This window comes from Micrococcus sp. MS-ASIII-49 (assembly GCF_000946635.1).
Lineage (GTDB): Bacteria > Actinomycetota > Actinomycetes > Actinomycetales > Micrococcaceae > Micrococcus > Micrococcus luteus.
Genome location: NZ_JXSP01000060.1, coordinates 46792 through 65570, shown reverse-complemented (window position 1 = coordinate 65570; position 18779 = coordinate 46792). Strand labels below are relative to the sequence as shown.

Below are 18779 nucleotides of genomic sequence, written 5' to 3'. Positions count from 1 at the left end.
GGCGGGGCGGGTCCGCCGACGCCGTGGGGCGCGGCTCAGCGGTGTTCGAGGTACGTCGTGCAGGTGGGCGAGACCGCGCGGTCCGGGTGGTGCAGGACGACGACGTCGCCCGCGGACCAGACCCGCTCGAAGCCGAGCCGCTCGGCGCGGGCCAGTGCCTGCTCCGGGGTGAGGGGGTCCCAGCCGCCGAGCTCGGGCACCGAGGTGTCCACGATCATCCACGTGGCCAGTTCGTCTCCGATGTCCCCGTGCAGCCCGACGTAGGTGCGGGCCGTCAGGTGCGGCACGGCGTTGTCGGCGGCCTCGACGCACACCCCGTCCGGGATCAGCGCGACCGCGTGGTCGAGGTCGCGGGCGTGCTGCGTCGTCGTCATGTCGCCGACGATCGTGCGGTGCAGCGGGTACACCTGCGGGAAGAACGCGGTGCCGATCAGACCGGCGGCCAGCGCCGTGGAGACGAGGACGGCGGGCAGCCGGCGCAGCGCGTCCCGGCGTCCGGCCAGCCGGTGGGCCGCCTCGAGCGCGGCCATGAGCAGCAGCGGGGCGAGGATCGCGTCATACTGGTAGACGGGGGCCCACACGTTGAGCCGGTCGTTGAACAGCCGCGAGAGCAGGATCGGCAGGGCCATCAGCGTCAGCGGGCTCAGGACCGGCAGGAACAGCAGCGGGACGAAGTGCAGGAGCCAGAGGGCCACCTTCAGCGGGTGGTCGAACAGCACCGCGACGGCGTTCCACGGTTGGGTCAGCAGGAACAGGACCGAACTGCGCATGTCCGGGCCCAGGGCGGTGAACTGCCAGTAGCCGAACGCCCCGGTGGGGGAGTAGTGGGGGATCACCACGGACGTGGCGAACCAGTAGCCGAGCACACCCAGCACGGCGGTGACCGCGGCCTGCGGCCAGAAGCGCCGGATCGCCATCACCAGGGCCACGGCCAGCAGGGTCACGCCCATGTCCTCTCGGACCGTGAGCAGCAGCGCCGCCAGGCCGGTGGCGAGCCACGCCCGCTGCCCGTCCAGGGCCCACACGAGCCAGGCGAGGATCGGCACGCCGAGGGTGACCTCGTGGAAGTCCCAGTTCACCATCGCCTGGAAGGGCCAGGAGAGCAGCAGGGCGGCGACGGCGGCCAGGGCCACCCCGTGTCCCGTGCGACGACGGGCGAACAGGTACACCGGCACGGCGGACGCGGCGAGGGCCAGCGCCATGACCACGCCGAGCATGCGGGGGTCCGGCCACACCCAGTAGAAGGGGGCCAGCAGCGCGAGGATCGGGTGGAAGTGATCGCCGAGGATGTGGAAGTCCACGCCCTTGACGGAGCTGAGGGGGGCGTTGAACAGCGCGTACTGCCGCACCACCTGGTCGAAGATGCCCAGGTCGTAGCCCTTGGCCTCGTAGGTGGCGTACCGCAGGAAGGAGTGCGTCACGTACAGGGCCGCGGCCGCGACGAGCAGGGCGGCCAGCTGGACGCCCTCGCGACGGGTCACACGGACCTCGGGGACGGCGGGTCGCGGGGCGCGGAGCCAGGAGCGCAGACGGTCCAGGACGGTCTCCTTCGGGCGGTCGTCGGGCGTGCTCGGACGGCTCCGCCCCTGGTCTGGGTGCCCCAGGAGGGATTCGAACCCCCGACCGGCGGATTAGAAGGCCGCTGCTCTGTCCAGCTGAGCTACTGGGGCTGGGCCGTGTCAGTCTAACGGCCGCCGGCCGCGGCGCCGTCGGCTCCTGCACAGTCGCCCGGGGACCTCCGCGCGTCCCCAGACCGGCCCCGATCCTGCCGGGGTGCCCCGCGGTGGGGTTGTCTGGCCATGGCGGATCAGCCGATGCGCCGACGACCCGCCCCGGCGCCCACCGGGGCCCAGCCCAGGAGGCACACCATGCAGGACCTCATCACCGTGCGCGGCTTCGTGGCCACGGACCCCGCCACCCGCCACACCGCATCGGGGGCCGCCGTGACCGGCTTCCGCCTGGCCACCACCGAGCGGCGCTTCGACCGCGAGACCGCCGAGTGGGTGGACGCCCACACCAACTGGTACAGCATCTCGGCGTTCGGCCAGCTCGGCTCGAACACCGCCCAGTCCGTGAAGAAGGGCAACCCCGTGATCGTCACCGGTCGACTCCGGGTCCGCGACTGGTCCTCGGGCGAGCGCTCCGGCACGTCCGTGGACGTGGTGGCGGACGCCGTCGGGCTGGACCTGGGCTTCGGCTCGGCGGCGTTCCAGCGCAGCCAGCGCGCGGCCGTGCCGCGCCCCGAGTCGGCCCCGCGCGACGACGACGCGTCGGGCGGGCGGGCCGGCGCGGTCGGCGACGGGTTCAGCGCGGGCCTGCCGGACGGGTTCCAGGGTGGCGACGCCCCGGCCTCGCCCGGCCCGGACGAGTCGGACGCGGGCGCCCCCGGGCGCGAGCCGGCGGCGGCCGGCGTCGCCTGACCACGGGGCGGCACGGAGCACGGAGGGGGAGCGGGCTCGGTGGTCGCGGGATCGGCACGATGAGTGGAATCCCGCGGCCACCGACTAGCCTGGGCCGCATGGCGGAATTCATCTACACGATGGTCAAGGCCCGCAAGAAGGTGGGCGACAAACTGATCCTGGACGACGTCACCATGTCGTTCTACCCCGGGGCGAAGATCGGCATGGTCGGCCCCAACGGCGCCGGCAAGTCGACGATCCTGAAGATCATGGCCGGGCTGGACGAGCCCTCGAACGGCGAGGCGCGGCTCTCTCCCGGCTACTCGGTGGGCATCCTGATGCAGGAGCCCAAGCTGGACGAGTCCAAGACGGTGCTCGAGAACGTCCAGGAGGGCGTCGGCGAGATCTACGGCAAGATCCAGCGCTACAACCAGATCTCCGAGGAGATGGCGAACCCGGACGCGGACTTCGACGCCCTCATGGAGGAGATGGGCGAGCTGCAGTCCGCCATCGACGCCGCGGACGCGTGGGACATCGACTCCCAGCTCGAGCAGGCGATGGACGCCCTGCGCACGCCCCCGGGGGACGAGCCGGTCACGAACCTCTCCGGCGGCGAGAAGCGGCGCGTCGCACTGTGCAAGCTGCTGCTGGAGAAGCCCGACCTGCTCCTGCTCGACGAGCCCACCAACCACCTGGACGCCGAGTCCGTGCTGTGGCTCGAGCAGCACCTGGCCTCCTACCCGGGCGCCGTCATCGCCGTCACCCACGACCGGTACTTCCTCGACCACGTCGCGGAGTGGATCGCGGAGGTCGACCGCGGCCGCCTCTACCCGTACGAGGGCAACTACTCCACCTACCTGGAGACCAAGCGTGCCCGCCTCGAGGTGCAGGGCAAGAAGGACGCCAAGCTCGCCAAGCGCCTGGCCGAGGAGCTCGACTGGGTCCGCTCCAACACGAAGGGCCGTCAGGCGAAGTCCAAGGCCCGCCTGGCCCGCTACGAGGAGATGGCGGCCGAGGCCGAGAAAACCCGCAAGCTGGACTTCGAGGAGATCCAGATCCCGCCGGGCCCGCGCCTGGGCACCGTCGTGATCGAGGCCAAGGATCTGAAGAAGGGCTTCGGGGACCGCGTCCTCATCGACGGCCTGTCCTTCTCCCTGCCCCGCAACGGCATCGTCGGCGTGATCGGCCCGAACGGCGTCGGCAAGACCACCCTGTTCAAGACCATCGTCGGCCTCGAGCCCCTGGACGGCGGCGAGCTGAAGATCGGCGAGACCGTGAAGATCTCGTACGTGGATCAGTCCCGCTCCAACATCGACCCCGAGAAGTCGCTGTGGGAGGTCGTCTCGGACGGCCTGGACTACATCAAGGTCGGCAACGTCGAGATGCCCTCGCGCGCCTACGTGTCCGCGTTCGGATTCAAGGGCCCGGACCAGCAGAAGAAGGCCGGCGTGCTCTCCGGCGGTGAGCGCAACCGCCTGAACCTGGCCCTGACCCTCAAGGAGGGCGGCAACCTGCTGCTCCTCGACGAGCCCACCAACGACCTCGACGTGGAGACCCTGACCTCCCTCGAGAACGCGCTGCTCGAGTTCCCGGGCTGCGCGGTGGTCGTCTCCCACGACCGCTGGTTCCTGGACCGCGTGGCCACCCACATGCTGGCCTACGAGGGCACCGCGGAGGACCCGGCCAACTGGTACTGGTACGAGGGCAACTTCGAGTCCTACGAGGCCAACAAGGTCGATCGGCTCGGCCCCGAGGCCGCCCGCCCGCACCGCGTGACGCATCGCAAGCTCACGCGCGACTGAACCGACGCGCCCCCGGGCGCCGCGCCGACGACGGCCCGCCGCGATCACGCGATCGCGACGGGCCGTCGTCGTGCCGGGGCGGGGTCCACGTCGACCACGATGAACGGTCCGAGCGCGGCGCGGACGTCGAGCCGCCTCACCCGTGGCAGGGCCCGATCGGCAGCCTCACCCCCCGTGGAACCGCCGGGTCAGCGCCGCCAGCTGCGGCGCAGCACCGTCCGCATGGCCATGCGCTGGGCCGCGCCACGAACCCGCGCCCGCCGGGCGGCGGCCCCCTCGGGCAGGCGGACCATGCCCTCCTGGGCGACCGTGGCCACGAGCGTCCCGTCCTCGGTGAACACGGCGCCCGTGCCGAGGCCGCGCGCGCCCTGGGCGCTGGGGGAGTCTTGGACGTAGAGCAGCCACTGGTCGACGCGGGCGGGCCGGTGGAACCACATCGCGTGGTCGAGGGAGGCCGCGGACATGCCGGGCTGGATCCAGGCCACGCCGTGCTGCCGCAGGATCGGCTCGAGGAGCGTGTAGTCCGAGGCGTAGGTGAGCGCCGCCAGGTGCAGCGCGGGGTCGTCCGCCAGGGGCGTGAAGGTCTTCATCCACACCATGTTGCGGTTCTCGGTCTCCGCGGCCGGGTCCACATAGATGGCCGGGGTGACGTGGCGGATGTCGAACGGTCGGGACCAGGCCCACTCCTGGGCCACGGGGTGGTTGATGCCGCCCAGCACGTCCGCCGTCGTGGGCAGGTCCTCGGGCCGGGGCACTCCCTCCGGCATGGCCACCTGGTGGTCCAGCGCGCTGCCGGCGGGCTCCTGGAAGGAGCAGGTCAGGGCGAGGATGGCCTTCTCGTTCTGGGAGGCCAGCACCCGGCGGACGGAGAAGGAGCGGCCGTCCCGCAGCGTCTCGACGGTGAACGTGATGGGCTGCAGCGCGTCCCCGGGGCGGATGAAGTAGCCGTGGAGCGAGTGGGCGGGGCGGGCGGCCGGCACCGTGCGGGAGGCGGCCGCCAGAGCCTGGGCGAGCACCTGGCCGCCGAACACCCGGCCGTGCGTCTGGCGGGGGGTCGTGCCCGTGAAGCGGACCTGACCCGTCACCGGGTCCGGCGCGGCCGGCGTCAGCTCCAGGATCCCGCGCAGCACGTCGGTGGGGTCCTTCGGGGCCGAGGCCGGACGGCCCGGTGCGCGACTGGGGCGGGGACGGGGATGGCGCTGCGGCACGAACGGCTCCTTCGACGTGGATGGACCCCGCGACGGCGGGGCGGCCCGGGACGCGACGGACCTGGGACAATGCTTGCATGACCGAGCACTCCGCCGCCGCACCAGTCCTCCGCTTCGTCGACGACCGCGCTGTGCGGGACCTCGAGCAGCTGGCCACCCGCGCCCGTCGCGTCGCCGACACGGGGATGCGCCTGCACGTCGTGCCTGAGGCAGGGCGCTCCCGCACCCCGATGCTCGCCCAGTGGGTCTCCGTGCTGCAGCCGGCCGGGCTCGGAGACGGGGTGCCCGTCGTCCTGGGGCTGCGCACCGTGCCCCTGGCGACCGCCGACGGCGTGGCGGACCTGGACGCCGTCGTCGCCCTGGGCTCCGTCACCGAGCGCACCGCCCGGATGCGCGGCCAGGACCCCGTCGACCTGGCGTTCGCCGTGCCGCCGGGCCGCGAGCACGTCACCTGGACCGCGCTGACCCCGCCCCGCGGCGGCTGGACGCCCGTGGCCGAGGTCGCCGACGAGGAGCTGGCCGAAGTGGCCACGCGCGGCGCCGACGCCGTGCGGGACGCCCTGCCCGAGAACCCGGGGGAGGCGCTGGTCCGCAAGATCCGGGCGCAGATGTGGGGACCCCTGCTCGGGGGCGACGCTCTGCAGTTCCCGGCCGGCATGGCCTTCGGCGCGCACGCGCTGGGCTTCCTGCGGCCCGGCGGCCGCGCCCGGCTCAGCACGGCGGGGCCATGGACGCGCCTGGACGCCCCCGGCGGCTTCGTACTGGGCCGCCCCGCCATGGCGGTGTGAGCCCGCGCCCCATGTCGGGGCGCGGACCGCGGGCCGGTCAGGCCGAGTTCTGCAGGGAGTGGGCGGCCCGCTCCAGGTAGTCCCAGAGTTCGGCCTCGTGCAGCGGTGACAGCTCCAGCGTGTCCACGGCGGCGCGCATGTGCCGCAGCCACGCGTCGCGCGCGGCCGGGTCGATCCGATACGAGGCGTGGCGCATGCGCAGGCGGGGGTGGCCGCGCTCCTCGGAGTACGTCCGCGGTCCGCCCCAGTACTGCTCCAGGAACATCAGCAGCCGGCGCTGGGCGCCCTCGAAGTCGTCCTGCGGATACATCGGGGCGAGGATCTCGTCTTCGCGCACGCGGGCGTAGAACTCGGCGGTCAGCCGGTCGAAGGTCGGGCGGCCGCCGACGGCGTCGTAGAAGCTGGTGGCCTGACCGGGCGCGGCCGGGGTCCCCGGGGTCGCACCGGCGGGGCCCGCCGCGGCGTCGCGGGCGCGCACCTGCTCCACCGGGGCGGGCGTGCCCTCCTGCATCACCGGCTCGACCTCGGTGGGCCGCTCCGCCAGGCCCGTCACACGGGACGGGCCCTTGGCGACGCGCGGCCGCAGCACCGCCAGGGGGGCGCCCAGGCGCGCGGAGTGGTCCGGCAGCGTCGGCGTGCCGGTGGGCAGGGCCTCGGGGCGGACCGGCTCGACGGTGACCGGGGCCGAGAGCGAGTTCGCGATGAAGCACAGCCGGTGCGCCTCGGCGTGGAGGGCCTCGGCCCGCTCCCGGTCGGCCTCGTCCTGCAGCGTGACCTCGGGCCGCAGCGTGATCGCGATGAACCGCCCGGCGCCGTCGCCGTCCACCTCGAGCTCGCCCTCGACCCCGCACGTCATCCCCGTGACCACGACCCCGGAGGTCGCCGCGACATGGAGGTACGAGAGCACGTGGCACTCGGCGAGCGCGCCGAGCAGGAGGGTCTCCGGGTTCCACTTCGAGTCGTCGCCGCGGAAGGGGCGGGCGGCCGAGGCCTGGATCTCGCCGACGGCGGCGTCCTGGATCACCACGGAGCGGTCGTAGTCGCGGACGCCGGAGGTGCCCGAGCCGCGGTCGCCCGTCCACTCGGTGCGCAGGGAGAAGGTGTGCTTCATGGGTTCCAGCCTAGCCAGCCCGCGCCTCGACGGCGGCCGGGGCGGTGCTGGAGGGCATCTTCCGTGGAATGCCCACCAGCACCGCCCCGCAGGCGCCAGCAGAGGCGTCAGCCGCGGCTGCCGCCGCCGTCCGGCTCAGGCCCCGGCGTGGACCTGATGCACGTGCGCCGTCGCGTGCTCGCGCGCGGCCAGGGCGCGGACGGTCTCGTCCCGGCCCTCGGCGAGGACGCGGGACAGCCCCGCGCGGGTGCCGGCCAGCCGCTCGGACAGGGCGGTGGCGCGGTCGGCGATCTCCCGGGTGACCTGGGCGGTCGGGTAGCCCAGCGTCGCGGCGGTCTCGGCCATCTCGTGAGAACGGGAGTCCCACATCGCCTCGACGCCTTCGAAATAGGAGTCCGCGAAGGGCGCGATCAGCGCGGCGTCGTGGACCCGCGCGAACCCGATCAGGGCCTGGCGCTGCTCCGTGTTGGACAGCTCGCCGGCCATCACTCGGTCCCAGGCCGCGCGCTTGGCCTCGGCCGTCGGCACGGCGGCCCGGGCCTGGATCGCGGCGAGCGCGCCCGTGGCGGTCGCGTCGGCGCGCTCGGCCTCGGCGATCTCGGCCTCCCCGGCACGGCCGGCCGCCACCAGCGCAGTGAGCAGCTCCCAGCGCAGGTCCGTGGTGAGGTCCAGCCCGGGCACGGTGCGGGTGCCGTCCACGAGGGCCGCCAGGCGGTCCAGCTGCGCCGTGGTGCGCGCGTGCAGGGCGAACGCCTTGACGAACTGCAGCTGGTTGTCCGAGCCGTCCTCGGCCTCCGCGACGAGGCCCCACAGACGGTCGGCCGCCGCGACCCGCACGGCCTCGGCCTGGTCCTCGGGCAGGTACAGGCCGATCGCCGTCGCGAGCTGGCGCAGCAGCGTCTGCACCACGGACGAGTCCCGCTCGTGGCCGACGTTGGCGAGGACGAGGTCGACGAACCAGGCGGCGGAGGCCTCGCCGTCGCGCACGGTGTCCCAGGCCGCCCCCCACAGCAGCGTGCGCGCCAGCGAGCCGTCCACATCCTTCAGACGGGTGGACGCGGCCTCCCACGAGGCGTCGTCGAGGCGCAGCTTGGCGTAGGCCAGGTCGTCGTCGTTGGGCAGGATCACGGCGGGACGACGGCGACCGGCGGCCTCAGCGACCTCGGTCACCTCCCCGGCCACGTCGAGTTCGAAGCGCTCGGTGCGGGTCAGGCGGCCGGTGGCCTCGTCCACGTCGTAGAAGCCCACAGCCAGGCGGTGGGGGCGGAGCACGTCGTCGCCAGGCGCCGACGGTGAGCCGTCCGGGGCGCTCTGGCGCAGGCGCAGCGCGGTGATGGTGCCGGCCTCATCCGTCTCCACCTCCGTGCGCAGCGTGTTCACGCCCGAGGTCTCGAGCCACACGCGGGTCCACTCGGACAGGTCGCGGCCGGAAGCCGCCTCGAGCTCGGACATGAGGTCCGGCAGCTCGGTGTTGCCCCACGCGTGCTGGGCGATGTACGCGCGGACGCCGGCCATGAAGTTCTCCTGGCCCACCCAGGCCACGAGCTGGCGCAGCACGGAGGCGCCCTTGGCGTAGGTGATGCCGTCGAAGTTGACGAGCACATCGTCGAGGTCGCGGATCCGGGCCTTGATGGGGTGCGTGGACGAGAGCTGATCCTGGCGGTAGGCCCAGTTCTTCTCCATGGAAGAGAAGGTGGTCCAGGCGCTGGTGTACTGCGTGTTCTCGGCGGCGGCGAGCGTGGACATGAACTCGGCGAAGGACTCGTTGAGCCACAGGTCGTTCCACCAGCGCATGGTCACGAGATCGCCGAACCACATGTGGGCCAGCTCGTGGAGGATGGTGATGGCGCGGCGCTCGATCAGCGCCTCCGGCACGGTCCCGCGGAAGACGTACGACTCGAGGAAGGTCACACAGCCGGCGTTCTCCATGGCGCCGGCGTTGAACTCGGGCACGAACAGCTGGTCGTACTTCTCGAACGGGTAGGCGTGGCCGTACTGGGCCTCGAAGAACTCGAAGCCCTGGCGGGTGAGCTCGAAGACGTTCTCCGCGTCCAGGTGCTCCACCAGTGACGCGCGGCAGTAGACGCCGAGGGGGATCGTGCGGCCGTCGGCGCTGGTCAGCTCCGAATGCACGGAGGCGTACGGGCCGGCGACGAGCGCGGTGATGTAGGAGGAGATGCGCGGGGTGGGGGTGAACTCCCAGACCGCGGCGTCCACGCCCTGCAGGTTCTCCTCGTTCGCCACGACGCCGAGGGTGCGGCGGGAGTCCTCCGGCTGGTTGGACACCACAGCCCAGTGTGCCGGCGCGGTCACGGTGAAGCGGAACGCGGCCTTGAGGTCGGGCTGCTCGAACACCGCGAACATGCGGCGGGAATCGGGCACCTCGAACTGGGTGTAGAGGTAGACCTCCTGGTCCACGGGGTCCACGAACCGGTGCAGGCCCTCGCCGGTGTTGCTGTAGTCCCCGAGCCCGTCGACCACGAGGGTGTTCTGCGCCGCCAGCGGGCCGATCCGCAGTCGGGCGCCGTCGAAGTCCGCCACGTCCAGCGCCTCGCCGTTGAGGGTCACCGTGGGAGCCTGCTCCGCCACGAAGTCGATCCACGTGTGGGTGCCCACCGCGTCCTGCGTGGCCGCGAACGTCACGGTGGTGGCCGTGCGGAAGTGCTCCGCTCCGCGGGTGAGGTCCAGGCTCACCTCGTACGCGTCCACGGTGAGGGCGGCCGCGCGCGCGGCGGCCTCTTCGCGGGTGATGTTCATGGCGGCGGCGGTGGTCACGGTCGGACTCCTCCTGGGGTCGGGCGGATGCGGCACGGCCGGGACCTGTGATGGGGGCCACGGCACGGTGCTCCCCAGTGTGCCACCTGGCCCGGACGTCGTCGTCGGCCTCTGGATGCCCCGCCCCTCACTAGACTGGCGGGGACCCCGAGCCACCGCCCCTAAGGAGTCTGCGCATGCGCGTCCACATCGCCACCGACCACGCCGGCATGGAGCTGTCCGCCCACCTGGTGGAGCACCTCACCGCCGCTGGCTACGAGATGGTGGACCACGGACCCACCGAGTACGACGCGCAGGACGACTACCCGGGCTTCTGCATCAACGCCGCCCGCGCCGTCGTCGCCGACCGCGAGCAGGGACTGGACTCGCTCGGCATCGTGCTGGGCGGCTCCGGCAACGGCGAGCAGATCGCCGCCAACAAGGTGGCCGGCGTCCGAGCCGCCCTGGCCTGGAACCTGGACACGGCGCGGCTGGCCCGCGCGCACAACGACGCGAACGTCGTGGCCGTCGGCGGTCGACAGCACTCGCTCGAGGAGGCCACCGAGCTCATCGAGGCGTTCCTGGCCGAACCGTTCTCCCAGGACGAGCGCCACGTGCGCCGCATCGGGAAGATCGCGCACTACGAGACCACCGGAGAGGTGCTGATGTGAGTGCCTGAGGGCCACTCCGTCCACCGTCTCGCGCGCCAGTTCACCGACGTCTTCGGCGGCCGCCGGATCCGCGCCACGAGTCCGCAGGGCCGCTTCGCCGAGGGGGCCGCCCTGCTCGACGGCCAGGTCCTGAAGCGCGCCCGGGCCCACGGCAAGCACTTCTTCGCCGACGTCTCCGGCGGCCACGTGCTCCACGTCCACCTGGGCATGTACGGGGCGTGGACCTTCGGCGGGGATCAGGACTTCGCGGCCGCGTCCTCGATCGGCGCACCCCGCCGGATCGGCGAGCGGGAGGTCCACGACGACGGCGCCCCGGCCGCCGAGCCCGCTCGCGACGCCGACGGCTGGGTCCAGCCCCCGCCGCCGGCCGCCACGGTCCGGCTGCGACTGCGCGCCGAGCACGGCTGGGCCGACCTGATCGGCGCGAGCCGGTGCCGCGCGCTCACTCCGGCCGAGGCTGCCGACGTCGTCGCCGGCCTGGGCCCGGATCCGCTGAGCGACGACGATCCCGCGCCGTTCTACGACCTCGCCCGGCGGACACGGCGGCCGATCGGCGTCGTGCTGATGGACCAGGCGGCCGTCAGCGGGATCGGCAACATCTTCCGGGCCGAGGCGCTGTTCCGCGCCGGCATCGACCCGTGGCGGCCGGCCCGGGAGGTCTCCGCGTCGGACCTGGCATTCCTCTGGGCGGACAACGCCGCGCTCATGCGGGAGGGCGTGCGGCTCGGGCGGATCGTCACCACGCGGCCCGAGCACCGGCCGGGGATCCCTGCCGAATCGGCCTGGCCCGAGCACGCGAACTACGTGTACCAGCGGCAGGGCCTGGCCTGCCTCGTGTGCGGGCGCGAGACGATCGTGGTGGAGGAGATGGCGGCCCGGAAGCTCTACCGGTGCCTCACCTGTCAGAGCTGAGGGGCCTGTAGCAGGCCCGACCGGGCACAGCGGTCAAGGCACCGGCGCGGACGACGACGCACCCGAGAAAGCCATGAGCCGGGCCATCGTGTGCACACGATGACCCGGCTCATGAGGTCCGGAGGGGATGACGGGAATCGAACCCGCGTAGCCAGTTTGGAAGACTGGGGCTCTACCATTGAGCTACATCCCCGCGGGGCCGCGCTCGGCGCGGACCAGCGGCTGACACCGTATCACGGCGGGCCCGCGTCGGCCGTGGGGGAAGAGGCATGATGCACGGCTCCCGTCCCGCCCTCCGCAGGGCCGCGTCCGCCCTCGCCGGCCGTCGTCCCCTGTCCCTGCGCGGCGCCACCGTCCTCGTGACGGGCGGCGCGTCCGGCATCGGTCGACTGATCGCCCTGGGGGCCGCCCGCCGCGGCGCGGGCCGCGTCGTCGTCTGGGACCTCGACCTGCAGGGGGCTGAGGCCGTCGCCGCCGAGATCCGGTCTCAGGGCGCGGACGCCCAGGCCGAGCGCGTGGACGTGACGGACGCGGCCGCCGTCGAGGCCGCCGCCGCCCGCGCCGGAGAGGTGGACGTCGCCGTGAACAACGCGGGCGTCGTGACGGGCGTGCGCCTCGAGGACGCCACGGAGGAGGGCATCCGCCGCACCTTCGAGGTGAACGCACTCGCGCCGTACTGGCTGACCCGGGCGGTCCTGCCCGGAATGCGGGCCCGGGACCGCGGGGCCGTGGTCACGGTGGCCTCGGCCGCGGGGTTGGTCGGCGTCGCGCGCCAGACGGACTATTCCGCCACCAAGCACGCCGCGGTCGGCTTCGCCGAGTCCCTCGCCGCGGAGCTGCGCAAGGACGGCAGCCGCGTCACCTCCCTCGCCGTCTGCCCCTTCTACATCGACACCGGGATGTTCGCGGGCGTGCGCAGCCGGGTGCCCTGGCTGCTGCCCGTGCTGGATCCGCGCCACGTGGCGCAGGAGGTGCTGGACGCCGTCGAGGCCGGCCGCACCCGCCTGCTGCTGCCGCGCGCCGTCGGTCTGATCGCGCCCCTGCGCGCCCTGCCGGCGCCCGTCTTCGACCGCGCGATGGACGTCCTCGGGGTCAACGCCACGATGGACGGCTTCACGGGCCGGCGGTCGCGGCTTTTCGCGGGGCGCGAGACGGCGCGCTAGGATTCCACAGTCTGCCCTCGGGCAGTCCCTCGGGTGTCCGGCGAGCCTCCACCGCGTGAGCCCGCCGGCGTCGGGGACGACGGCGGGGTGTAGCTCAGCTTGGTAGAGCGCGCGCTTTGGGAGCGTGAGGCCGCAGGTTCAAATCCTGTCACCCCGACTCGACGTCAAGACCATCCACCACCACCAACAGGAGTCATCCGTGGTCAAGTCCACCGCAGAGAACCTCAGCCCGACCCGCGTCAAGCTGACCGTCGAGGTGCCGTTCGAGGAGGTGAAGCCCGCCCTGGACAAGGCGTTCAAGGACATCGCCAACCAGGTCCAGATCCCGGGCTTCCGCAAGGGCAAGATCCCGGCGCGCCTGATCGAGCAGCGCTTCGGCCGCGAGATCGTCGTGGACCAGGCCGTCAACGAGGGCCTGAACACCTGGTTCTCCGCCGCCATCGCCGAGGCCGAGGTCACGCCGATCTCCCGCCCCGAGGTCGACGTGACCGCCACCCCGGACGCGGAGAACGCCGAGGGCCCGGTGGCCTTCACCGCCGAGTTCGACGTGCGCCCGACCATCGAGCTGCCCGACTACAAGGGCCTCAAGGTGACGGTGGAGCCCGCCCAGGCCACCGAGGAGGACGAGCAGAAGGCCCTCGACGCCCTGCGCTCGCGCTTCGGCTCCCTCAAGGATGTGGACCGCCCGGCCGCCCAGGACGACTTCGTCACGATGAACCTGACCGCCACGGTCGACGGCGAGCAGGTCGACCAGGCCGAGGGCCTGTCCTACCAGGTGGGCGCCGGCACCATGCTCGAGGGCATCGACGAGGCCCTCGACGGCCTGTCCGCCGGCGAGGACGCCACCTTCGAGACCACGCTCAACGGCGGCGAGCACGACGGCGAGACCGCCGTGGTCAAGCTGGAGCTGACGGCCGTCAAGGAGCGCGAGCTGCCCGAGGCCGACGACGAGTTCGCCCAGCTGGCCTCCGAGTTCGACACCATCGCCGAGCTCAAGGAGGACCTGAAGAAGCAGGCCGCCGAGGAGGCCGTGAACCGCCAGGGCGTCGAGGCCCGCGACAAGGTCCTCGAGGAGCTGGCCAAGCTCGTCGAGGTCCCGGTGCCGGACGGCGTCATCGCCGAGCAGGTCGAGCAGCACTTCTCCGCCGGCGGCCACACCGCGGGCGACGACCACGACACCGCCGAGCACCGTGCCGAGCTCGAGCAGAACACCCGCGAGGCGTTCGCCAACGAGGTCATCCTGGACGAGGTCGCCGAGGCCGAGGAGGTCACGGTCGACCAGGGCGAGCTGATCGAGTACATCATCGCCACCTCCTCCGAGTACGGCATGGACCCGAACCAGTTCGCCATGATGCTCGACCAGGGCGGGCAGATCCCGATGATCATGGGCGAGGTCCGCCGCCGCAAGGCCCTGGCCAAGGTCCTCGAGTACGCCGAGGTCACCGACACCGACGGCAAGGCCGTGGACCTGACGGCGTTCGTGACCCCGGGCGGCCAGGAGGCCCTCGACGCTGAGGCCGAGGCCGACGACGCCGAGGCGGCCGAGCAGGCCTGATCCCGGCCGGTGGGGACGCCCCCCCGCCGAGCCACGACGACGGCGCCCCCGCCCACGCCGGTGGGGGCGCCGTCGTCGTCCCGGGGCCCCGGTGGGCGGCCCCGGGCGGGGTCCGCGACAACCTGCGCCAACAGCGAAACGCCGACGGCGTCCCGCGCGCTGGCCCGGACGCCCGGCTAGTGTCGGACTCGATCAGGGACCCGTCCGTCCGCGCGAGCGGCCGCCGTTCGGGAGGCCCGTGGACATCTCGACAGGAAGGCGGAAGTGATGACCGACATCACCCCCAGCATGCGTTCGGTGGACCCGGCGCAGCGCGAGGATTTCCTCTACACCCAGCTGCTGAAGTCGCGCATCGTCTGGCTGGGCGAGGACGTCCGTGACGACAACGCCAACGCGATCTGCTCCCAGCTGCTCCTGCTCTCGGCCGAGGACACGGAGAAGGACATCTACCTGTACATCAACTCCCCGGGCGGCTCCGTCACCGCGGGCATGGCGATCTACGACACGATGCAGTACATCCCCAACGACGTCGTGACGGTGGCCACCGGCCTCGCCGCGTCCATGGGCCAGTTCCTGCTCGCCTCCGGCACCAAGGGCAAGCGCTACGCCACCCCCCACGCCCGCGTGCTGATGCACCAGCCCTCCGGCGGCATCGGCGGCACCGAGTCGGACATCCGCATCCAGGCCCAGCTGATCCTGCACATGAAGCAGGTGATGGCGGAGCTGACCGCCGAGCAGACCGGCCAGTCCGTGGAGACCATCCTCGAGGACAACGCGCGTGACAAGTGGTTCACCGCGCAGGAGGCCCTCGAGTACGGCTTCATCGACCACATCGCCGACCGTGCCGCGTCCGTGACCGGCGGCGGCGGCGTCCGGGGCTGAGCCCGGCCCGGACCGTCCCGACCCTCTCCAGGAGACCAAGAATGACCCAGTTCCCCGCCGGGCTCCCCACCGGGATGCCCTCCCTGCCCACGCCGGACGCGCGCTACATCCTCCCGCAGTTCGAGGAGCGCACCCCCTACGGTTTCAAGCGTCAGGACCCCTACGCCAAGCTCTTCGAGGACCGCATCGTCTTCCTCGGCGCGCAGGTGGACGACGCGTCGGCCGACGACGTGATGGCCCAGCTGCTCGTGCTCGAGGCGATGGACTCCGAGCGTGACATCACCCTGTACATCAACTCGCCGGGCGGCTCGTTCACGGCCATGACGGCGATCTACGACACCATGCAGTTCATCCGGCCCGAGGTGCAGACCGTGTGCCTGGGCCAGGCCGCCTCCGCCGCGGCCGTGCTGCTGGCCGCGGGCGCCCCCGGCAAGCGTCTGGCGCTGCCCAACGCGCGCGTGCTGATCCACCAGCCGGCGATGCAGGGCGACCGCGGCACCGCCACGGACCTGGAGATCCACGCCCAGGAGATCAACCGGATGCGCGTGTGGATGGAGGAGACGCTGGCCTCCCTCACCAACCGCACGCCCGAGGAGGTCTCGCAGGACATCGACCGGGACAAGTTCCTCTCGGCCGAGCAGGCCCTCGAGTACGGCCTTGTGGACGAGGTCCTCGCCTCCCGCAAGATCACCCGCCCGTCCGCCTGACCGACGACGCCCGCCGAGGGGTCCGGCCGCGCGGCCGGGCCCCTCGGCGCCGACCGGGGACCCGGTCCCTTAACGTGTCCGTCCACGGCCGTATGCTGGACGGAATCTGACAGCGACGCCGCCCGCGCGGGGCGGACGTCTCCGCCCGGCCTTCGAGGAGTACCACCATGGCGCGTATCGGAGAGAGCGCTGACCTGCTGAAATGCTCGTTCTGCGGGAAGAGCCAGAAGCAGGTGCGCAAGCTCATCGCCGGCCCGGGTGTCTACATCTGCGACGAGTGCATCGAGCTGTGCAACGAGATCATCGAGGAGGAGCTCGGCGAGGCGGCGGAGGCGGACGAGACCGTCCTGCCCACCCCGCAGGAGATCTTCGACCACCTCGAGAGCTTCGTGATCGGTCAGGAGGCGGCCAAGCGTTCCCTCGCCGTCGCCGTGTACAACCACTACAAGCGCGTGCGTGGGCCGCAGGCGCGGGGCGGTGACCTGGCCGACCGCCTCACCGAGCGGGACGACCTCGCGGACGTCGAGGTCGGCAAGTCGAACATCCTCATGGTCGGCCCCACCGGCTCCGGCAAGACGTATCTCGCGCAGACCCTCGCCCGGCGGCTCAACGTCCCGTTCGCGGTCGCGGACGCCACCAGCCTCACCGAGGCCGGCTATGTGGGCGAGGACGTGGAGAACATCCTCCTCAAGCTCATCCAGGCCGCGGACTACGACGTGAAGAAGGCCGAGCAGGGCATCATCTACATCGACGAGATCGACAAGATCTCGCGGAAGTCCGAGAACCCCTCCATCACCCGGGACGTCTCCGGCGAGGGGGTGCAGCAGGCCCTGCTGAAGATCCTCGAGGGCACGGTGGCGTCGGTGCCGCCGCAGGGCGGGCGCAAGCACCCCCACCAGGAGTTCCTGCAGATCGACACGTCCAACGTGCTGTTCATCGTGGCGGGCGCGTTCGCGGGCCTGGACGAGATCATCGGTTCCCGTGCCGGACGCAAGGGCATCGGGTTCGGCGCGCCCCTGAACCACCTGGGCGCGGGGGACGTCACCTACGCGGACGTGCGGCCGGAGGACCTGCTGAAGTTCGGCCTCATCCCCGAGTTCATCGGCCGCCTGCCCGTGATCACCACTGTCGAGGACCTCACGCACGAACAGCTCGTGCGGGTGCTGACCGAACCGAGGAACGCCCTGCTCAAGCAGTACCAGAAGATGTTCCTCATGGACGGCGTGGAGCTCGAGTTCGAGCAGGACGCCCTGGACGCCGTCGTCGCCCAGGCCGAGGCCCGCGGCACCGGCGCCCGCGGCCTGCGCTCCATCATGGAGAACGTCCTCAAGCCCGTGATGTTCGAGCTGCCCTCCCGTTCGGATGTGGGCACGGTCGTCATCTCCGGGGACGTGGTGCGCGGCGAGGCCGAGCCCACGCTCATCCCGGCCGAGGTGGAACGACGTCGACGCGGCCGGAGCGCCTGACCGCCGTCGCCCAGCAGGACCGACCGGAGCCGAGACGGCTCCCTGACCGCAAGGAGCACAGCATGACCGACACCACGCAGCAGCCCACCGTCGACTTCTACTTCGACGCCACGTGCCCGTTCGCCTGGATCACCTCCCGGTGGATCCTGGAGGTCCAGAAGGTGCGCGACGTGCGGGTGGTCTTCAAGATCATGTCGCTCGCCGTCCTGAACGAGGGCCGCGACCTGGACCCCGGCTACCTGGCCCGCCTCGAGAAGGCCTGGCTGCCGGCCCGCGCCGCCGTGCAGGTGCGCGAGCGGCACGGTGCCGAGGCGCTCGGCCCGTGGTACACCGCGGTCGGCACCCGCATCCATGAGCAGGGCCGCACGGACTACGAGGCCGTGGTGGCCGAGGCCCTCGAGGAGCTCGGCCACGACGCGGACATCCTGGACGCCGCCCGCACCGACGTGGCCGACGAGCAGCTGCGCGCCAGCCAGAAGGAGGCGGAGGACCTCGTGGGCAACGACGTCGGCACGCCCGTCGTGGCGTTCAACGGCACGGCCTTCTTCGGTCCCGTGATGACCCGCATCCCGCGCGGCGAGGAGGCGGGCCGCATCTTCGACGGCGCCGTCGCCCTGGCCGACTTCCCGTACTTCTACGAGATCAAGCGGGCCCGCACCACGGATCCGCAGTTCGACTGAGCCCCCGGCTCGCACGAGACCGGCCCCACACCTTCAGCGCGAAGGTGTGGGGCCGGCGTCGTCGGGGGCGCGGGGCGGCGGGGGTCAGCTGCGCGCCACCCGGCCGGCCGCGCGGATCAGGGGGACCTGCAGGGGCAGCCGCCCGAGGGAGGCCAGTTGCGCCGGCCAGGGCCGGCGTCGCCACTGCCAGGCCATCCACGCATTGCCGGGCCACACGCCGAGGAAGAGCGCCTGCGCGGCGCGTCCGCCCGCGCGCCGGGTGCGCGGGACGGCCAGCAGACCCGCCACGGCCAGCTCGGCCACGCCGGAGCCGTGGGTCCACGCGCGGGCCGAGCCGGGCAGGAACGGCGGGATCAGCCCGTCGAAGGGCTCGGGTCGGACGAAGTGGAGCACGCCCATGGCGGCGAGGGCGGCGGACATCCGCCGGGCGGAGGAGTCGCAGGCGCGGCGGCCGGCCGGGGCGGGATCGGGTGTCGGTCTCATCCTCTCAGTGTCCACCCCTGCCGCGGTGACCGCACTGCGACATGCGGCAGGAGCACGACCGGGAGGTGCACCACGACACCCCCGGGAGGGCCGCCTCCCGACGAACTCCGATCCGGCGGCGGACTGTCCGACGCGTGCTGTGCCCTACCGGATCCGGGCCACGAACATCCCACGCTGACGGCAGACTCGGGTTTGCAG

16 protein-coding genes, 3 tRNA genes and 1 pseudogene are annotated in these 18779 nt (G+C 72.5%); 12 read left to right on the top strand and 8 right to left on the bottom strand.

Annotated features, from left to right (window positions below):
- Window positions 1-35: 35 nt before the first annotated feature.
- Both SJ20_RS04685 and SJ20_RS04680 read right to left on the bottom strand, forming a co-directional pair.
- A complete protein-coding gene (locus tag SJ20_RS04685) occupies window positions 36-1481 on the bottom strand; it encodes a DUF2079 domain-containing protein (protein WP_044659114.1) in 1446 nt (481 codons plus the stop codon).
- A 115-nt stretch (window positions 1482-1596) separates the two neighbouring features.
- A tRNA-Arg gene (locus tag SJ20_RS04680) sits at window positions 1597-1670 on the bottom strand.
- A 198-nt stretch (window positions 1671-1868) separates the two neighbouring features.
- Here SJ20_RS04680 and SJ20_RS04675 point away from each other — a divergent pair.
- Both SJ20_RS04675 and ettA read left to right on the top strand, forming a co-directional pair.
- On the top strand, window positions 1869-2420 hold the full coding sequence (locus tag SJ20_RS04675; protein ID WP_036381125.1) for a single-stranded DNA-binding protein: 552 nt from the start codon (window positions 1869-1871) through the stop codon (window positions 2418-2420).
- A gap of 98 nt (window positions 2421-2518) precedes the next feature.
- Window positions 2519-4201, top strand: a complete 1683-nt coding sequence (gene ettA / locus SJ20_RS04670; protein WP_036316848.1) for an energy-dependent translational throttle protein EttA — start codon at window positions 2519-2521, stop codon at window positions 4199-4201.
- Window positions 4202-4389: 188 nt separating this feature from the next.
- Here the strand turns inward: ettA and SJ20_RS04665 are convergent, their stop codons facing one another.
- Window positions 4390-5409 (bottom strand): acyl-CoA thioesterase II, encoded by a 1020-nt coding sequence (locus tag SJ20_RS04665; protein ID WP_044659099.1) that lies wholly within the window; start codon window positions 5407-5409, stop codon window positions 4390-4392.
- A 77-nt stretch (window positions 5410-5486) separates the two neighbouring features.
- Between SJ20_RS04665 and SJ20_RS04660 the strand changes: the two genes are divergently transcribed.
- Window positions 5487-6197: a hypothetical protein gene (locus SJ20_RS04660; protein ID WP_044659098.1), complete on the top strand. Its 711-nt coding sequence runs from the start codon at window positions 5487-5489 to the stop codon at window positions 6195-6197.
- 37 nt (window positions 6198-6234) lie between these two features.
- On the opposite strand, the gene SJ20_RS12075 is transcribed toward SJ20_RS04660, so the two are convergent.
- The 3 genes and pseudogenes from SJ20_RS12075 to pepN form a co-directional block, all read right to left on the bottom strand.
- Window positions 6235-6708, bottom strand: coding sequence for a globin (locus SJ20_RS12075; protein WP_158184944.1), 474 nt, complete (start codon window positions 6706-6708; stop codon window positions 6235-6237).
- A gap of 168 nt (window positions 6709-6876) precedes the next feature.
- Window positions 6877-7308 (bottom strand): annotated as a pseudogene (locus SJ20_RS12070) (OsmC family protein); the annotation flags it as partial.
- Window positions 7309-7443: 135 nt separating this feature from the next.
- Window positions 7444-10065 carry an aminopeptidase N gene (gene pepN, locus SJ20_RS04650; RefSeq protein WP_044659112.1) on the bottom strand — a complete coding sequence of 874 codons (2622 nt, stop codon included), beginning with the start codon at window positions 10063-10065 and terminating at the stop codon, window positions 7444-7446.
- A 194-nt stretch (window positions 10066-10259) separates the two neighbouring features.
- Here pepN and SJ20_RS04645 point away from each other — a divergent pair, with 194 nt between their 5' ends.
- Both SJ20_RS04645 and SJ20_RS04640 read left to right on the top strand, forming a co-directional pair.
- Entirely contained in the window at window positions 10260-10733 is a 474-nt protein-coding gene (locus tag SJ20_RS04645; protein WP_044659097.1) for a ribose-5-phosphate isomerase, read from the top strand.
- Entirely contained in the window at window positions 10734-11645 is a 912-nt protein-coding gene (locus tag SJ20_RS04640; RefSeq protein ID WP_041104798.1) for an Fpg/Nei family DNA glycosylase, read from the top strand.
- A 122-nt stretch (window positions 11646-11767) separates the two neighbouring features.
- On the opposite strand, the gene SJ20_RS04635 is transcribed toward SJ20_RS04640, so the two are convergent.
- Window positions 11768-11838: transfer RNA gene (locus tag SJ20_RS04635), tRNA-Gly, on the bottom strand.
- A gap of 76 nt (window positions 11839-11914) precedes the next feature.
- On the opposite strand from SJ20_RS04635, the gene SJ20_RS04630 reads away from it, so the two are divergent.
- From SJ20_RS04630 to SJ20_RS04600, 7 genes are all read left to right on the top strand, one after another.
- Complete coding sequence (locus tag SJ20_RS04630; RefSeq protein ID WP_036316872.1) at window positions 11915-12808, top strand: SDR family oxidoreductase; 894 nt, start codon at window positions 11915-11917, stop codon at window positions 12806-12808.
- Window positions 12809-12891: 83 nt separating this feature from the next.
- Window positions 12892-12965: transfer RNA gene (locus SJ20_RS04625), tRNA-Pro, on the top strand.
- A 42-nt stretch (window positions 12966-13007) separates the two neighbouring features.
- Window positions 13008-14363 (top strand): trigger factor, encoded by a 1356-nt coding sequence (tig, locus tag SJ20_RS04620; RefSeq protein ID WP_044659111.1) that lies wholly within the window; start codon window positions 13008-13010, stop codon window positions 14361-14363.
- Window positions 14364-14630: 267 nt separating this feature from the next.
- Window positions 14631-15245, top strand: coding sequence for a ClpP family protease (locus SJ20_RS04615; protein WP_152743804.1), 615 nt, complete (start codon window positions 14631-14633; stop codon window positions 15243-15245).
- 41 nt (window positions 15246-15286) lie between these two features.
- On the top strand, window positions 15287-15952 hold the full coding sequence (locus SJ20_RS04610) for an ATP-dependent Clp protease proteolytic subunit (RefSeq protein WP_002855988.1): 666 nt from the start codon (window positions 15287-15289) through the stop codon (window positions 15950-15952).
- 167 nt (window positions 15953-16119) lie between these two features.
- Window positions 16120-17418 (top strand): ATP-dependent Clp protease ATP-binding subunit ClpX, encoded by a 1299-nt coding sequence (gene clpX, locus SJ20_RS04605; RefSeq protein ID WP_036316877.1) that lies wholly within the window; start codon window positions 16120-16122, stop codon window positions 17416-17418.
- 62 nt (window positions 17419-17480) lie between these two features.
- Window positions 17481-18098: a DsbA family protein gene (locus SJ20_RS04600; RefSeq protein WP_044659096.1), complete on the top strand. Its 618-nt coding sequence runs from the start codon at window positions 17481-17483 to the stop codon at window positions 18096-18098.
- A gap of 84 nt (window positions 18099-18182) precedes the next feature.
- Here the strand turns inward: SJ20_RS04600 and SJ20_RS04595 are convergent, their stop codons facing one another.
- Window positions 18183-18518: a membrane protein gene (locus tag SJ20_RS04595; RefSeq protein WP_044659110.1), complete on the bottom strand. Its 336-nt coding sequence runs from the start codon at window positions 18516-18518 to the stop codon at window positions 18183-18185.
- Between the last annotated feature and the right edge of the window lie 261 nt (window positions 18519-18779).